This is a genomic window from Pontibacter sp. CAU 1760, assembly GCF_054482735.1.
Map to the genome: position 1 here is coordinate 140060 of NZ_JBTLRL010000005.1, position 15756 is coordinate 155815.

A 15756-nucleotide genomic window follows, 5' to 3' on the forward strand; every position below is an offset into this window, starting at 1 on the left:
TGTGGGAATTTCCGCTTAGGTGTAGGTAAAAAACTGCTCAGGGATAGATAAACTGTTGCTGCAAACAAATAATGGCACCTCTTGCGGGGTGCCCTTCTTTATTATAAGGTGTTAAACTTATGCCTCGGTTTCCGTTGTCCGGCGGCTACCACGGTACAATTCATACTTCAGTAGGCGGCAGTCAATAGAGCCATTGTAAAGCGGCGTACGACGGGAGGCACGCAAACCAATATTCTTTGCAGCCTCCAGGTTACCCGTTAGGATAAAGGCATCGTAACCCTGGTAATTGTTTTTCAGCGTATCCCCAATGTTCTTGTATAAAGCGTTGATATCATCAGACAGGATCCGTTCGTTGTAGGGAGGGTTCATCACCACTACCCCGTTGGGCTCCTTCGCCTCAGTTTCAAAGAAGTTGGCTTTCTCAACCTTGATGACCATCTCTAGCCCGGCGTTCTCAATATTGTTCTGAGCGGCTTCCACGTAATCTGGATCCAGGTCATACCCTATAATGCTGGCTTTGGGGTCGAAACTCGCTTTAGCCTCGGCGGTTTTCCAGATCATCTCGAAGAGTTGCGCATCATAGTCTTTCCAATTCTCGAAGCCGTACGGGTCGCGGCGATACAAGCCTGGGGCAATGTTTTGGGCAATCATGGCAGCTTCAATCAGGAACGTGCCCGAGCCACACATAGGGTCCACAAAAGGAGACGTGCCATCCCAGCCTGTTAGTCCGATGATACCGGCTGCCAGCACCTCGTTGAGCGGTGCCACGTTGGTTTGCAGGCGGTACCCGCGTCGGTGCAGCGAATCGCCGGATGAATCGAGGGAGATCGTCACCATATTCTCGTGCATGTGCAGGTTCAGGCGCACATCCGCCCGAATTCTATCCACAGAAGGACGCTCGCCGGTGGCTTTCCGGAACTGGTCTACAATCGCGTCTTTGGTAAGTTGCGCCACGAAAAGCGAGTGCTCAAAGGTAGAATGGCTTACCACCGCATCAATCGCAAACGTCTGCTTCAGATCGAGGTAGTCCGCCCAGTTAATTGTCTGTACCTGTGCGTAAAGGTCTTTTTCATCACGCGCCTTAAAGGTGCGGATAGGCTTTAGAATACGAATCGCAGTGCGGCACCAAAGATTGGCTTCGTAGAGTTGGCGCAGGTTGCCAGAGCAGGTCACGGCCCGGTTGCCTACCTTCACGTACTCCATGTCAAGGGCTCGCAGCTCTTCTGCCAGCACCTCCTCCAAACCAGATAAGGTGGTGACCGTGATATTAAAATTTGAGTTGGGTTTAGGTTTTGCCATGCGATGTAGGTATAGAATCGCACAAAGATACGGCTTAACAACAGGTATTCCGAATTCCACTGACCAGCAGCGCTACGAGGCAGCCTTATTTAACATATTTATCCAACTGAAGCCATAAAGGTAGGATGGTATGCTGTATGGAGCGCTTTGAGTACACAAAGCCTTGCATTGCGCCATATCTCCTGAAATTGTCTTAATTTAGCACCTATGAAACTGCAGACCGATTTCCCGCTGAAAAGCTACAACACCTTTGGCATTGATGTGAAAGCCCGCTACTTTGCCCGCTTCGAGCGTGTGGCGGAATTACAGGAACTGCTACGTTTACCGGAGGTGCAGCACCTGCCGAAACTGATTCTGGGCGGTGGCAGCAACCTGCTTTTCACCCGGGATTTTGACGGCGTGGTATTGCAAAACGGCATTACAGGCATTGAGCAGCTTCGCGAAGACGATACGTATGTCTACCTAAAAGTTGGAGGCGGCGTGGTATGGCATGCGTTTGTGCTGCACGCGCTGCAGCGCAACTTGGGCGGCGTAGAAAACCTCTCCCTGATTCCGGGTACTGTGGGCGCATCTCCCTTGCAAAACATTGGTGCTTATGGCGTAGAGCTGAAAGACGTTTTCGAGGAGTTGGAAGCCGTGAATATGCAAACCGGTCAGGTGCGCACCTTCGACCATGAGACCTGTCGCTTCGGCTACCGCGAAAGCATCTTCAAAAACGAACTCAAAGGCCAGTTTGTGATAACGTCGGTGGTGTTCCGGCTCACTAAAGATCATACCCTCAACACGTCTTATGGCGCAATTGGCACCACGCTAGGCGAAATGAATATACAGCAGCCCACCATCCAGGATGTGAGCGCAGCCGTATGTCATATCCGCCAAAGCAAGTTGCCTGACCCAAAACAGATCGGGAATGCAGGGAGCTTTTTCAAGAATCCGGAGATTCCGGTGGAGCAGTTCCGGCAATTGCAGGCAGCCTATCCACAGATTCCCTCCTACCCTGTTTCGGAAACCACCGTAAAAGTGCCTGCCGGTTGGCTGATTGAACAATGCGGCTGGAAAGGCAAAGTGCTAGGCAACTATGGTGTGCATAAAGACCAAGCCCTGGTGCTGGTAAACTACGGCGGAGCAAAAGGCGATCAGATCCGGCAACTGGCTCACGAAATCATCGCCTCCGTGCAGGAAAAATTCGGAATCAGCCTGCACCCCGAAGTCAACATCCTGTAAGCAAACCTTCAGGCTGACAGATATTGATGCCACTACCGGATAAAGGAACGGATAAGCTACATTTGGGTATAATATTCCCTGCAGGGTAGCGGTATACTTCCTTTTTTTGCTTAAATTAAATTGCTAAACGTCTGTTCAGTCTCTGAAAACTTAAATTCGAACCATGATGAAAACTAGATTATTCCCATTGCTTTTTGCCTTGCTTTGCCTTGTAACTGTAACAAGTTGTGGCGACGACGATGAAGATAGCGTTTCGCCGAACATCAAACGGCTGACAGTTAACGATTGGATTGGCAATGCAGTTTATGTCGATAACGTGGACAGAACAGCCGATTTCAAGCAGCAATCCGGGTTAGACATCACCAAGTATAAGTCTACTTTCACGCAGGAGGGCAATTACGAGGACTTTTATGATGGCAGCAGCATTGTGAAAGGCACCTGGGAGTATGCCAACGATGAACGCGTGATTATTTTTGACAAAGGGAAAACCGATGAATACTCGGTAGTTATCTCTAAGCTAGACGACAACACGCTCTGGTACCAGCAGGCGGGCGTGGAGTATAGGTTTGTGAAGATGCAGTAAAAAATGATTGCCAAATCAGCATGGAGCACAACCATCAAATTGATTTGCCACAACTTTCTTTTACCGCTTACGCTATATAACCCGGCTTATTATACTTAAACCCATATGAACTTAACGACCTTAAAACCCTTCCTCTTTGCGATTCTTTTCCTGACCTTTTTAACTGCCTGCGATAAAGACAGCGATGAGCCGGAGCCAGAGGCAACCGAAACAGAGAAACTCACTGCTGGCCCCTGGAAAGGCGACAGGATACTTGTGGCTGGCACAGATGCTTCTGCTTATCCGGGTGCAGCCGGTCTGGTACCAGATCCCAAATCAATCACGATCACGTTCAATGCGGACGGGACTTACTCGGCGGTGTATACCTTAAACGGGCAAACCGTGCCCGCTTCTGGCCAATGGGAGTTTACTGCAGATGAGAAAAAGCTGATCGGTAACTTTTTCGGCTTCTCCTCTGAGGCGGATGTAGCGGTACTTAACGAAACCAGCCTTGTCTTAAAAACCTCTGTGGACGTTCCGGATTTCCCATTTCCGGTACCAGTGGAAATGCAGTTCGTGCGTTAGATACAAATCATTGAAGACAGAAAAGGCTCCCGCTACAGCAGGAGCCTTTTTTTTGCCAGTACATCAGCATATCTACTTTAATACGGCTACGGTCGCGCCATCTCCTCCCCGCTCCGTTACCTCGTTGCCCACACTGGCCACTTCCGCCACAGAGTAAAGGTAATCGCGCACCACTTGCCGTAACACTCCGTTGCCGCGGCCATGTATGATTTTGATTTCCGGCATACCCAGCATAACGGCTTCATCCGTGAAGTTCATGACCTTGGTCAGGGCGTTTTCGGCATACTCTCCCCTAATATCCAGGGTAGCGGTGAAGTCTGCCATACGCTGGGTCATGTTCATGCCCCGGCTATAGCTTTCGCCGCTGTCCCCGACCTTCGATTTTTTTGGCTTCGTAGACACCTGGCCTTCCACGCGCTCCAAGTTGTTGACCTTCGCGATAGTCTTCAGCCCCCCGAAAAGCACTTCTGCCGTTTTGCCTTTAATGCTGACAAGCTGCCCTATAGAGTCCTGCCCAATCAACGCAACATTGTCGCCAGGTTTGATGGCCCCACTGGCAACGCGCTTGTGTGCCGGGCGCGGCGCTTCCTTGCGTACCTCGGCGGCGAATGTCTCCAGTTCCTGCCGGGCGTGCTTGGTCTGCTCCTTCTCAGCCTGGCTTTGCTTAATCTGCTGTATCGTGGACTCAATTTTCTGGTTCGCGTCTTTCAGCAACAGCTTGGCCTTGCCCTTCGCCTCCCGCATGATGTCCTGTTTGCTGTCCTCCAGAAAATCCTTCAGGTTCTGATAGTCTTTGACGTTGCGCTTCAGCTTTTCCTCCAGCTTGGTTGCCTCACGCAGCTTTTTCTCCAACTCCTGCTTTTCAGTTTCTAGTTCCTCGAGCAGGCGGTCATACCGAATTTTATCCTTGCCGACCAAACTGCTGGCCTTGTCGACAATTTGCTTGGGCAAACCAATTTTACGGGCAATCTCAATCGCGAACGAAGAACCGGGTTTGCCAATCTCCAGCTGGTAGAGTGGCTGCAGGTTTTTATGATCGTAGCGCATGGCGCCGTTCACCACACCCGAGTTGCGCTCCGCAAAGTTCTTCAGGTTGGTATAGTGCGTGGTAATCACCCCGAAAACTTTGCTATCGTTCAGGTTTTGGAGTACTGCTTCGGCAATGGCGCCCCCTAATACAGGTTCCGTGCCCGTGCCAAACTCATCGATCAGCACCAGGCTCTTTTTGTCTGCCACCGTCACAAACTTCTTCATGTTAGTCAGGTGCGAGCTATAGGTACTCAGGTCGTTTTCGATTGACTGCTCATCCCCAATATCGATGAAGATATCGTGGAAGATACCGGCCTCTGAATTATCGGCCGCCGGAATCAGCATACCACACTGAAGCATGTACTGCACCAGCCCCACCGTTTTCAGGCTTACTGATTTACCGCCAGCGTTCGGCCCCGAAATGAGCAGGATACGTTGCTCCTGCGTCAGCTCCAGATCCATCGGCACTGTTGGTTTGCCCAACTGCCTGTGCGCCAAAAACAGCAGCGGATGCATGACCTGCAACCACTTGATGTGCGGATACTTGTGCAATTGCTGCGGTATGTTAGCCTCGATGCGCCGGGCAAAAGCTGCCTTCGCCCTGATGAAGTCGAGCAGACCAAGGTACTGGTAAGCCTTGCGGAGTTCCGGTATATGGTTGCGCAAGGTATTGGTCAGCCCCACCAGGATGCGGATCAGCTCGCGGTGGTATGCGTTCGACAGGTCTTTGATGTCGTTATTGAGGCCGAAGATAGACTCCGGCTCGATGTATACCGTCTGGCCCGTGCTGGACTCGTCGTGGATGAGGCCCTTTACACGGCGCTTATACTCTGCCAGGACAGGTATAACCAAGCGGCCACCCCGGATGGTTGGCTCTGCGTCGGCAGGTGTCCATCCTTCGTTTTTAGCGTGCTTGATGATGGATTGGATTTGCTTGCGCAGGATGCCTTGCTGCGAAATAAGGTCACGCTTCAGGCGCTGCAGTTCTGGCGTGGCATCGTCGCGCACAGCGCCACTGTCGTCTACCACCTTATCCAGGGCCGCAATCAGGGATCGTTCCACCAGCACGTTGGTGCCAAGCGCCTTTAGGTTCTCGTATTGCCCTTCTTCTGCCGAAGAGATAAACCGCAGCGAGTCACGGATGGTGCGCAACGACATCTTGATCTCAAAAAAGTGCTGCACGTCCAGGTAAGTGCCCTGTATAGCCGCCCGGTCCAGGTAAGCGGTTACATCAAAATAATGCTGCAGCGGAATCTCAGCGTCCGACTCCAGCAATTGTTTAAATTCATTTGTCTGTTCAAGCAGTCGCTGCACCAGATCTTGGCGGTTCAGGAAAGCCATGCGGTTTACAAACTGGCGGCCGAGCGGGCTCAGGCAAAGCTCCGACAGCATTTCGCGTACTTGTGCAAACCCAATTTTTATCTCAAAATTCTCTGGGTAGATCAATTGTTATGTTTTAATTTACTTCAAAATTAGCAATTCCTATAACAAGTTTCGTGCGGTGTTTTGTTCTATTTGTCCTGCCCTACCGTTTATACCCCTGCAGCCGTTACGCGGGAGCCATCGCTTGCAAACATAAGCGGTAACTGAGAGCAGTAATAGCCAAACCCCGATACATCAGGTCAAATGTTAAATCAAGAAATAAGTAAATGGTTTTAGATAGTTTAAAGCACGCAGAACGCTACACCGCCCTGCACCCCCTGTTCGACCAGGCCTTCCGTTTTCTGCAGGAAACAGACCTGATGGTCTTACCCACAGGCCAACATACCATACTGGGCAAGGACCTGTTCGCGATAATAGCGGAAGGCACAGGCTCAACTGAGGCAGCTGCCAAGTTAGAGGTGCACCAGCAATACATTGACATACAGTTTGTGATTGCGGGGACGGACCATATGGGCTGGAAGCCCCTGGCTTTGTGCGCTGACCCGAGCGAGCCTTATACCTCGGAGCGTGATGCCGCCTTTTTCCCTGACAAAACCAGCAGCTGGTTTGATGTGCCCGCAGGTTATTTCACTATTTTCTACCCATACGATGCACACGCCGCTATGGCAACCGAGGAACACGTGCGTAAGGTGGTCCTGAAGATTGCCGTTGAGCCCACGGGGGCACGGTAGTACGCTGCAGTTCCTGATAGTTAGCGTCTGTTTATGACCCAAACGTTAGAAGTGGTTTCCAGGCCTCTCCTAACTTTTCTTCCCCTATTGCTACTGGGCAGATACAATCTACCTAGCAAGTGTTGCTAAGAGTAGCTGCGTGATGCCCCAAGTTGTGCTTAGGTGCATTGGATGCCAGGCAGAGAAGTTGGGGTCTGTAAAGAACAAAATATCGTGGAGCAAAATCGCGCTATAGCCAGGCATAATGACGAGCAGCACGTATGGTTTATACCGAATCACATGGCTTAAGGAAGTATGAGGTCGATTAGTTGCTGAATTAAAGTTAGCCTTGCTATTTGTTTTCCTTTGATAAAAACATGGCGGTAAAGGAAATTTTGGAAGCGGCTCGTAAGCATACTGAAACTGGAGAGGGTATAGACCTAAAGCAGTAAGGGGTGCTTTAGCCCGGCCATATTTATAAGCTGAAAGAAATTGGATCCCTCTTTTAACCTAGTTACGCACTACGATGCGCTGTATCAAGCTGCAGTGCAAAAAATTGCTGCCGGTAGGTACCAACTGGATACGCAGATACGTTCACCGCACGACAAACGACGTGGCATTACCTTGGTGGCCCGCCCCAGCCAGGAGGTCAAAAACAGGATACAGCTTTTTCTAAACGAGTTAAAAGCGATTGAACCCGTTCAGTATTATTATCCTGATTCCGATATCCACATCACTGTCATGTCCATCATATCGAATTACGAGGGCTTCGTTTTAAATCAGATATCGGTTCCGGATTATGTGGCGCTGGTTAACCAAAGCATACATACCTATAGGAAATTCAAAATTCATTTCAGGGGTATAACCGCTTCCGATTCCAGTGTGATGGTGCAGGGGTTTTTAGAAAACAGTGCGTTGGATGCTATCCGGTACAGCCTGCGCACGAATTTCAGAAGTTCCACCTTGCAACAGAGCATCGACAAGCGCTATACCATCCAAACGGCGCACGCCACGGTCGTCCGGTTTCAAAATGAGTTCAGGCATCCAGTACAGTTCCTGCAGCTATTGGAGGATTGGCGCACCCACGATTTCGGTACCTTTGAGGTTGACGCGCTCGAGCTAGTGTACAACGATTGGTACCAACGGGCCGAATTAGTCAAGAACCTGCATACCTTCAAACTTTGAAACTATCCGGAGTTCCGCTGCCTTTGCCATTAAAAAGGCATCAGAACTTTTCCTCAATGCCTAGCCCAAAAAGCGCATAGTCGTATTTCACAGGGTCAGCCGGGTCGAAAGTGCGGAGATGGGCGGTTAGTTCTTCGGCGGTTTCCCAGTCCATGTTCTTGCGCGTGATCAGGCCGAGGCGGCGGGCTACCCGCTCGACATGCACATCGCAAGGGCAAATCAGGTCACTCATGGGCATGGTGTCCCAAACCCCAAAGTCCACACCCTGCCGGTCCTTCCGCACCATCCAGCGCAAGTACATGTTCAGCCGCTTACACGCCGACTTTCGGGCCGGCGTGGCAATATGCTTGCGCGTTCGCTGGGGAGCATCCTCCAGGCTGAATGCCAGGTTATGAAAGTGCATCAATCGCTCTTTCTGCGAACTAAGCTGGTTATTCTCCCCTACAAAGGCGGTTTCCAGTGAGTCATGCTGCTGATAGTATTGCTGAAAAAAATGCAGCAGGTACAGCAGGTCAGTGTCGTTGAAGGTACGGTGCTTGAAACCAAGAAAGCGAGGCAGGTCCTGGTCCTGGTGGTTCAGTATAAAATCATGCGGTGCGTTATCCATCAGGTCCATCAGCTTCAGGCAATTGTTGATGATGGTCTTCCGCTGCCCCCAGGCCAGGATGGCGGCTAAGAAGCCACTGATCTCAATGTCCTGCTTTTTCGTAAACCGATGGGGTATGGAAACCGGGTCGTTGGGTATAAAGTCCGGTTGGTTATACTTCTCCACCCGATCATCGAGCAGGGCTTTTATCTGATGTATATTATTCTTCGGCATAAAAAAAGCAACTTGTTAACACAAGCTGCTGTAAGAGTTAGTCGACAAATGTAGTGATTTCGGCTATATCCCTTACCTAATAGTTTACTTCGGTAGCAGGGACATCTACCAACAGGAATCTGGCTGTGCCTGTGCCATGCAGGCTGACCACCGTTTGATCCTCGAGCCGTACCTGGTCATAGGTATCAACTTCCATGTTATTAACCAGCAGGCTACCTTCCAACACGTAAACCAAAATCTTGCGCAGTTTAAACGTTTTAAAGTCGATGTCCTCGCCCTGCGATAAGCTGCCGTAGTATACCGATGAATTAGAGTTGAGGTATACCACATTTTCCAGCACCTTCTGGCCTGTGGCCAGGGGCACCAGCTCGTTTTTCTTATCCAGGAACTCCAGGTCCATGTGCTCATAAGATGGTGCCAGGCCACGCTTGTTGGGCAAAAACCACAACTGAAAAAGCTGCAGCGGGTTGTCGGAGCTATTCGATTCGGAAACATTTATTCCGGTGCCAGCGGTTATGCGCTGTACTCCGCCTGCCTTCAGGGTTACCTCGTTGCCCAGGTCATCCTTGTGCAACAACTCCCCCTGCGTTACCACCTGGATTACTTCCATCTCGGCATGCGGATGGGAAGGAAAACCTGAGTGGGGCTTCACAACATCATGGTTAAACACACGCAACGGTCCGAACTGTGTATTGTTGGGGTCATAATAATCGGCAAACGAGAAAAGGTAGTGCGACTGCAACCAGTCTCCTACTTCGGCACGGTGGCGCTCGGCGGCGGTTATTAGTTTTATCATATGGCGTGTTATCTGTGTGATGTTGTTTATAGCATGTTGAAATATGGCGGCCTGCGGCATCCATATGGCTTTACGCATATTGCTTTCAGTTGTTAGCAAAAGCCGTAATCATGGGAGTTAACACGCAAAAAAGCCTTGCAAGGGCGCTTAATGTCCCTGCAAGGCTTGCCTGTGCTCTCTAAATTGCTATCTCAATCAAGGGATAGCATTAAATGCATTACTCAAAAAAAAATCGTGCTTCAAAAAAGCACAAATTAGAGAAAGAGAATTAATCCACCTTCTTTAATTTCTGCACTTCTTTTTGCAGGTCCAGCACAATCGAAGAAAGCTTGTTCAGCGAAAGGTCTGCGATCGGGAAAGTAGAGCTGATGTATGATTTGGCTTCCCAAATCTCCACCACATCCTCCACGTGTACCTCGTAAGGCGAGTAAACCGGGTTGTCAGAATGCAGGTGCAGAACAGCCGTGTCTTTGATCTTGTTGAATACCCGCTTGAAAACCACACCTTCTTTCTGGCTCACGATAATACAGGGTGTACCGTCTTTGAGCTGATTCCAGTCTTCTACGTATCGGCCCACGATCACAGTGCCAGAGGCAATCGGTAACATAGAGTCTCCGCTGATCTCGAATGCGCGGTACGTGCCGCCTACACCCAGCATTGGTAACCGGAAGCGCGGCAGTTCCTCCATAAACTCAGGGTCGGCGTAACCGTTCAGGTAACCTGCGCTGGCCTTGTACGGAACCAGCTCAATGTTCTCTTTCTCCTCTTCGTTTACAGTTATAGCCAGCACCCGCATGTTGCCCCCCGTTGTCTTAGCGGTTCCAGACGAATTCGCGGTTAAAACCCCATCCTTGGACAGGTCATTCGCAATCAACTGGTCGAGCGATACATCAAAAAGCCGGGCCACATTGATCAATGTGCTTAGCTTAGGTTCTGCCCTCCCCTCTTCGTAAGCGCCCACCAGCGAGCGCTTTATATCTAACTTCTCTGCCAGTTGCGCCTGGGTATACCCCGCGCTTTTTCGCAGATGTCTCATGTTTGATGTCACCATTTGCATATCAGCCAAAGCTATGGTTTATGAATTCATGTGTGGCTACTTCACCACCGCTGGTAAAAATACTAAAATTATTTTTGATATGCTAATTTAATTAGTAGTTTTTGCTAAAAGCAATTCTAATAGGATTGAATTATTAAAGCAAAAATATTTCATTATACTCACACCCTTTAAAATTATTGATTTAATACAATATTATACTGTAACTACACTAGCTTTTTATTTGCTTATCAACTGGAAAAGAGTCTATATTTACATTCTGATATGTAAAACCTATTGGATAGGTACAATTAAACGCAATATTTTAATTTGTATCTATTGCCCCACATAATCCTATCGGTAAAAGTATTTTTCTTTTATCTTGATAAGCGCATATAACTACCAGTTCTATAAAAGGCTACAGCCTAAACTCTTTTGCTAACCCCTCGCGGTAGGGCATCCGGGTAAGTACGTGCCATAGCCTCTGAGCTGAACTGCTAAAGACCGAAGATTTTTAAAACATACACCCTTATATTATTACGCATTATGCTTTCATCAAGCAAACTTAAAAGAACCATCTCCTGTGCGGTTCTGGCATCTGTGGTTGCCTTTTCATCGGGTTGTGAGAAAGAGGATTTGCTGCAAGAATTATCTGCCTCTCATGCTGCGGCAGACAACACGGCAGCCGGTCAGTTAATTCAGGGCCAGTACATCGTAGTCCTGAAACCCGGTAACACGCAAACTAGCAGTAATACCGGCCACCGGTCCTTCAGTGCTACTAAAACAGAGGCTGTTAAAATCCGCCAGGACCTGTACAAGGCTGTTAACTTGGAGGCCTCCCTTGTTAGCCAGGTATACGACGGGGTAGTAAACGGATTTGCGGCAAAACTTACGCCGGAGCAGCTAGCCGCCTTGCGCAATAGCCCGGAAGTTGCCTATATCGAACAGGACAGATATATTTCGCTAGGCTCCGTTACCAAGGTATTTACTACCAAAGGCGGTAGCAATCCCGACAAAACCACTAACACAAAAGGCAACAACAGCACAGAGAAGGGCACTGGAAACGGCAAGGGCAAACAATTGCCTACTGCGCCTTCCACGGAACCAGCTCCGGCACCTGCAGAACCCACGCCTACAGAACCAATAGCCACAGAACCGGCTCCCTCTGAACCGGCGCCAACCGCACCGGCTACAACAGAGCCAGCGCCTACTGAGCCTGTTGCCCCTACAGAACCAGTGCCGACTGAAACAACCGCTCCATCCTATACCCGCGTTACGCCTCTACCGGGCGAAACACTGCCCTGGAACATTGCCAAGACAGGCTACGGAGACGGCACTGGCAAAACTGTTTGGGTTATCGACTCGGGCATCGATACTGATCACCCGGACCTGAACATCGACCTAACCAGAAGCGTCTCCTTTATTTACCTGCTACCCTCTATAGAGGATGTTTTCGGGCATGGCACCAACGTAGCCGGTATCATTGCCGCCAAAAACAATGGTTCAGGTATGCTGGGCGTTGCTTCCAACGCAACTATCGTAGCACTGCGTATTTTCGACGATACCGGTACCGGAACAATGTCAAGAGCGCTTTCGGCAGTTAACCACGTGGCCCAGTACGGAAAGCCGGGCGATGTAGTGAACCTTAGCCTGGGCGGCGGTGCCTCTCCCACCCTCGATAATGCTGTGATTGCTGCAGCGGAGAAAGGGATTTTGTTCGCCATAGCGGCTGGCAACAGTGGGACAGACTGCAGCGAAACCTCTCCTGCCCGTGCTAACGGCAAGGGCATCTATACCGTTTCGGCAATTGACAATGCGAATGTGCTCTGGGAACGCTCTAACTATGGTTTGTCTGTGGATTGCGCGGCGCCCGGCGTAAACGTAACCATGACCACTAAGAACGGCAGCTTTATGTCTGGTGGCAATGGCACCTCCATGGCCTCGCCACACGTAGCCGGTGTTCTGTTGCTGCGCGGCACGGTCTACTCTCAGGGCTACATCACCGGCGACAAAGACGCAAACATCGACATTATTGCTTCAGTAGAAGCCGTGCAATAAGCACTTTGTGTTTACACCTAACTGATTTGATTACCAGGTGTTTTCCTTTTTATAAATGGACACCGAGAGCCTAATTTTGTAGTATTCGTACTGCTCTTTCAGTGCCTCAAACAGGTCTTTCAGTTTTGCCTCCGTGCCATGCCTGGCGATGGCCACCGCGATTACCTTATACTCGGCCTTGCTCACGAATTTATACAGGTCCACAGGATACCCCTGCTCATATAGCGTGGCCAGGTGCGAGTATACGGTGACAGGGTTCAGGCTCCGTTGCTTGGCTATCTGGTCTACGCCATATCCCTGCTGTAGCAACTCGAGGGTAGCCAAGTGGGTGGCGCCTTTCATCTTATTGCCCTTGGCCTGCTCATCATTAATAAAGTCGACGATCTCAGTGATAAAAGCTTCGCCGAAACGGTCGAACTTCTGGGCCCCTACACCAGAGATAGCCAGCATCGCGATGCGGTTGGCTGGCTTTTCGGCGGCCATCTCCTGCAGGGTACTATCTGTAAAGACCACGTATGGCGGAACACCCATTTCGTCTGCCAGGCGTTTGCGCAGACCGCGGAGGCGTTCAAACAAGGCGTCTTTGATGAGCTCGCGCTTCGGCCTTGCCCGCACGGTGGCCTCTTCTGGCTGCTTCACTTCATCAAACTTCACCAGTTGCACACGCTTCCCATCAAACAGCACCTCGCGGCTCTGCTCTGTCAGCTTTAGCGTATAGCCCTGGTCATAGGCCATTTCCACCAGCCCGCTGTTCAGCATCTGGTGCAGGTAGCGGTGCCAGTCCAGGGTGTTGATGTCGCGCCCGGCCCCATAGGTTTTTATTTTATCGAAACCGGACTGCAGCACGTGGCTGTTCCGGGCTCCGCGCAGTACGTCCACCAGCAGGCCCATGTTCGCACGCTCCTGGGTCCGGGCGATAGCGGAAAGCGCCTTTTGCACAAGCAGCGTCCCATCAAAGGTAGTGGGTGGGTTTCGGCAGATATCGCAGTTCCCGCAGTCTTTCGGCATGGTCTCGCCGAAATACTGCAACAGGATCCGGCGGCGGCAGGCGGCGGCCTCGGCAAACTGCTGCATGCGCTCCAGTTTCACCAGTTGCAGTTCCGTCTGCTTTTTATCTGTTTCGTTGTCCTGCAGCATGTTGCGCATGTTCATCACATCGGCAAAGGAGTAAAAAAGCAAGGCATCCGATTGCGCCCCATCACGGCCCGCGCGACCTATCTCCTGGTAATAGCCTTCAATGTTTTTGGGCAGGTTGTAATGAATCACCCAGCGCACATTCGACTTATCTATCCCCATACCAAAGGCCACGGTGGCACAGACGATCTGCACATCGTCTTTCAGAAACGCCTCTTGGGCCCGCGCGCGTTGGGGGGCGGCCATACCCGCATGGTAAAAAGTAGCGTTGTAACCGCTTTGCTTCAGCTTATTGGAGAGCGATTCGGTGGCTTTGCGGCTGAGGCAGTAAATGATGCCCGGCTGCCGGTGCCTTTTGCTGATGAACTCGGTGATCTTGTTGAACCTGTCTTTGCCGGGCTTCACCGTCAGGTTGATGTTGGGCCTGTCGAAAGAAGCAACGAACACTTCGGGATTTTGGAGGTATAACTGCTCCTGAATGTCTTTTTGTGTGAGCCTGTCGGCAGTGGCCGTGAGCGCCGCCACCGGAATATGCGGAAACTGCTGCTTAAGCGCTTTGAGTTGGGTATACTCCGGCCGGAAATCGTGGCCCCAGGCCGAGATGCAGTGCGCCTCGTCTACGGCGAACAAGGATACCTGCAACCTGCTCAGAAAAGAAAGAAAACCGGAAGACAATAGCTTCTCAGGGGAGACATATAATAACTTCAGTTGCCCGGAAAGGCACTGGTTCTCGATGGCATACTGCTGCTCGGCGCTTTGCGAACTATTGATGTAGGCCGCAGGGATGCCGTTAGCCAGCAGCGCCTCCACCTGGTCCTTCATCAGGGCAATCAGGGGTGAAATCACCACGCAGAGCCCCGGCATCACGATTGCGGGCACCTGGTAACAGACCGACTTTCCGCCCCCCGTTGGCATCAGCACCACTACATCCTTCTGGTCCAGCAGCCCGCTGATGATCTGTTCCTGCATCGGCCGGAACTGTTCGTATCCAAAATATAATTTCAGGGCTTCCCTCGCTTCTCGTATCGTTGCCATGTCTTGTTCTTCTGCAACCGCCTGGCTGCTCTTTCTCTCCTCTCAAAGTTAACCATAATTTTCTGCTTCTGCAGGTATGCCGCCCACTGCAATAACCCTGCTTTACTGCTTGCGTATCCTTAAAGCATCTGATAAAACTTTAAAACACAAGCTATGAAATCTGAAATCACCAATAGTTTAGAGCACGTCCTGATCAAATGCATCACCGCCTGCGAGACCTGTGCCACGCTGTGCCTGCAGGAAGACGATGTAAAAATGATGGCCCGTTGCATTATGATTGACCGCGACTGCGCCGACATCTGCACCATCACGGCCCGCTTCGTGGCCCGTAACTCAGAACACGCCAAGCATGTCATGCGCGAGTGCATTGAGATTTGCCGCATCTGTGAAAAAGAGTGTCGCCAGCACGAGGCCGACCACTGCCAGAAATGTGCAGACGCCTGCAAAGAGTGCGCCGATGCCTGCGAAGAGTGGATGGCCAAGAAATAAGCTTAGCATACATAAAAAGAAAGAGCCGACTATGCGTATAGCCGGCTCTTTCTTTTTATGTATGAAGCCTGTTAGAAGATCATATCCAGAATAGCTGTGATGGCCGAGAGCACGAGACTGAAAAGCAATGCCGTGAAAAAGCCACTGGTATCGAACCCGGCAATCAGCGAATCGGCCAGCAGGATGATCAGGGCGTTAATGACTAGCAGAAATAGGCCCAGCGTCAGGATCGTTACCGGGATGGTCAGGAAAATGAGCACAGGGCGCACCACTGCATTCAACACCGCCAGTACCACTGCCAGGATAACAGCCGTCATAAATCCGTCAATGTCAACACCAGGTAAAATGTAAGCCGATAACATGGCAGCCACGCCCGTCAGGAGTAGTTTTAAAATGAATCCCATAAATCTATAG

The 15756-nt window shown here is 50.6% G+C and carries 14 protein-coding genes; 7 read left to right on the plus strand and 7 right to left on the minus strand.

Annotation, left to right across the window (positions count from 1 at the left end; all coding sequences use genetic code 11):
* Window positions 1-117: 117 nt before the first annotated feature.
* A complete protein-coding gene (locus tag ACXYMU_RS08980) occupies window positions 118-1299 on the minus strand; it encodes a THUMP domain-containing class I SAM-dependent RNA methyltransferase (protein WP_458986040.1) in 1182 nt (393 codons plus the stop codon).
* A 207-nt stretch (window positions 1300-1506) separates the two neighbouring features.
* On the opposite strand from ACXYMU_RS08980, the gene murB reads away from it, so the two are divergent.
* The 3 genes from murB to ACXYMU_RS08995 all read left to right on the plus strand — a co-directional run bounded on the left by murB (window position 1507) and on the right by ACXYMU_RS08995 (window position 3670).
* Window positions 1507-2523, plus strand: a complete 1017-nt coding sequence (gene murB, locus ACXYMU_RS08985; RefSeq protein ID WP_458986041.1) for a UDP-N-acetylmuramate dehydrogenase — start codon at window positions 1507-1509, stop codon at window positions 2521-2523.
* A 163-nt stretch (window positions 2524-2686) separates the two neighbouring features.
* Entirely contained in the window at window positions 2687-3106 is a 420-nt protein-coding gene (locus ACXYMU_RS08990) for a hypothetical protein (RefSeq protein ID WP_458986042.1), read from the plus strand.
* Between the two features lie 105 nt (window positions 3107-3211).
* Window positions 3212-3670: a hypothetical protein gene (locus ACXYMU_RS08995; RefSeq protein WP_458986043.1), complete on the plus strand. Its 459-nt coding sequence runs from the start codon at window positions 3212-3214 to the stop codon at window positions 3668-3670.
* A 72-nt stretch (window positions 3671-3742) separates the two neighbouring features.
* Here the strand turns inward: ACXYMU_RS08995 and ACXYMU_RS09000 are convergent, their stop codons facing one another.
* A complete protein-coding gene (locus tag ACXYMU_RS09000; RefSeq protein WP_458986044.1) occupies window positions 3743-6145 on the minus strand; it encodes an endonuclease MutS2 in 2403 nt (800 codons plus the stop codon).
* 203 nt (window positions 6146-6348) lie between these two features.
* Here ACXYMU_RS09000 and ACXYMU_RS09005 point away from each other — a divergent pair, with 203 nt between their 5' ends.
* Both ACXYMU_RS09005 and ACXYMU_RS09010 read left to right on the plus strand, forming a co-directional pair.
* Entirely contained in the window at window positions 6349-6813 is a 465-nt protein-coding gene (locus ACXYMU_RS09005; RefSeq protein WP_458986045.1) for a YhcH/YjgK/YiaL family protein, read from the plus strand.
* A 471-nt stretch (window positions 6814-7284) separates the two neighbouring features.
* Complete coding sequence (locus ACXYMU_RS09010; RefSeq protein WP_458986046.1) at window positions 7285-7977, plus strand: 2'-5' RNA ligase family protein; 693 nt, start codon at window positions 7285-7287, stop codon at window positions 7975-7977.
* Between the two features lie 40 nt (window positions 7978-8017).
* On the opposite strand, the gene ACXYMU_RS09015 is transcribed toward ACXYMU_RS09010, so the two are convergent.
* The 3 genes from ACXYMU_RS09015 to ACXYMU_RS09025 form a co-directional block, all read right to left on the minus strand.
* Window positions 8018-8797 carry a TIGR02757 family protein gene (locus ACXYMU_RS09015; protein WP_458986047.1) on the minus strand — a complete coding sequence of 260 codons (780 nt, stop codon included), beginning with the start codon at window positions 8795-8797 and terminating at the stop codon, window positions 8018-8020.
* A 76-nt stretch (window positions 8798-8873) separates the two neighbouring features.
* A complete protein-coding gene (locus ACXYMU_RS09020) occupies window positions 8874-9593 on the minus strand; it encodes a pirin family protein (RefSeq protein ID WP_458986048.1) in 720 nt (239 codons plus the stop codon).
* Between the two features lie 268 nt (window positions 9594-9861).
* Window positions 9862-10629: an XRE family transcriptional regulator gene (locus ACXYMU_RS09025; protein WP_458986049.1), complete on the minus strand. Its 768-nt coding sequence runs from the start codon at window positions 10627-10629 to the stop codon at window positions 9862-9864.
* 543 nt (window positions 10630-11172) lie between these two features.
* Here ACXYMU_RS09025 and ACXYMU_RS09030 point away from each other — a divergent pair.
* A complete protein-coding gene (locus ACXYMU_RS09030) occupies window positions 11173-12684 on the plus strand; it encodes a S8 family serine peptidase (RefSeq protein WP_458986050.1) in 1512 nt (503 codons plus the stop codon).
* A 30-nt stretch (window positions 12685-12714) separates the two neighbouring features.
* Here ACXYMU_RS09030 and recQ read toward each other — a convergent pair whose 3' ends face one another.
* The gene (gene recQ / locus ACXYMU_RS09035) at window positions 12715-14853 is read right to left on the minus strand and encodes a DNA helicase RecQ (protein WP_458986051.1); all 2139 of its coding nucleotides are present in this window, start codon (window positions 14851-14853) and stop codon (window positions 12715-12717) included.
* Window positions 14854-15006: 153 nt separating this feature from the next.
* On the opposite strand from recQ, the gene ACXYMU_RS09040 reads away from it, so the two are divergent.
* Window positions 15007-15342: a four-helix bundle copper-binding protein gene (locus ACXYMU_RS09040; RefSeq protein ID WP_458986052.1), complete on the plus strand. Its 336-nt coding sequence runs from the start codon at window positions 15007-15009 to the stop codon at window positions 15340-15342.
* A gap of 71 nt (window positions 15343-15413) precedes the next feature.
* Here ACXYMU_RS09040 and ACXYMU_RS09045 read toward each other — a convergent pair whose 3' ends face one another.
* A complete protein-coding gene (locus ACXYMU_RS09045) occupies window positions 15414-15746 on the minus strand; it encodes a phage holin family protein (RefSeq protein ID WP_458986053.1) in 333 nt (110 codons plus the stop codon).
* Window positions 15747-15756 lie beyond the last annotated feature (10 nt).

Coding starts and splice junctions, on each gene's coding strand:
- ACXYMU_RS09045 (WP_458986053.1), bottom strand. CDS start 15,746: ATGGGATTCATTTTAAAACTACTCCTGACGGGCGTGGCTGCCATGTTA.
- ACXYMU_RS08990 (WP_458986042.1), top strand. CDS start 2,687: ATGATGAAAACTAGATTATTCCCATTGCTTTTTGCCTTGCTTTGCCTT.
- ACXYMU_RS09040 (WP_458986052.1), top strand. CDS start 15,007: ATGAAATCTGAAATCACCAATAGTTTAGAGCACGTCCTGATCAAATGC.
- ACXYMU_RS08995 (WP_458986043.1), top strand. CDS start 3,212: ATGAACTTAACGACCTTAAAACCCTTCCTCTTTGCGATTCTTTTCCTG.
- ACXYMU_RS09020 (WP_458986048.1), bottom strand. CDS start 9,593: ATGATAAAACTAATAACCGCCGCCGAGCGCCACCGTGCCGAAGTAGGA.
- ACXYMU_RS09005 (WP_458986045.1), top strand. CDS start 6,349: ATGGTTTTAGATAGTTTAAAGCACGCAGAACGCTACACCGCCCTGCAC.
- ACXYMU_RS09025 (WP_458986049.1), bottom strand. CDS start 10,629: ATGAGACATCTGCGAAAAAGCGCGGGGTATACCCAGGCGCAACTGGCA.
- recQ (WP_458986051.1), bottom strand. CDS start 14,853: ATGGCAACGATACGAGAAGCGAGGGAAGCCCTGAAATTATATTTTGGA.
- ACXYMU_RS09015 (WP_458986047.1), bottom strand. CDS start 8,797: ATGCCGAAGAATAATATACATCAGATAAAAGCCCTGCTCGATGATCGG.
- ACXYMU_RS09030 (WP_458986050.1), top strand. CDS start 11,173: ATGCTTTCATCAAGCAAACTTAAAAGAACCATCTCCTGTGCGGTTCTG.
- murB (WP_458986041.1), top strand. CDS start 1,507: ATGAAACTGCAGACCGATTTCCCGCTGAAAAGCTACAACACCTTTGGC.
- ACXYMU_RS08980 (WP_458986040.1), bottom strand. CDS start 1,299: ATGGCAAAACCTAAACCCAACTCAAATTTTAATATCACGGTCACCACC.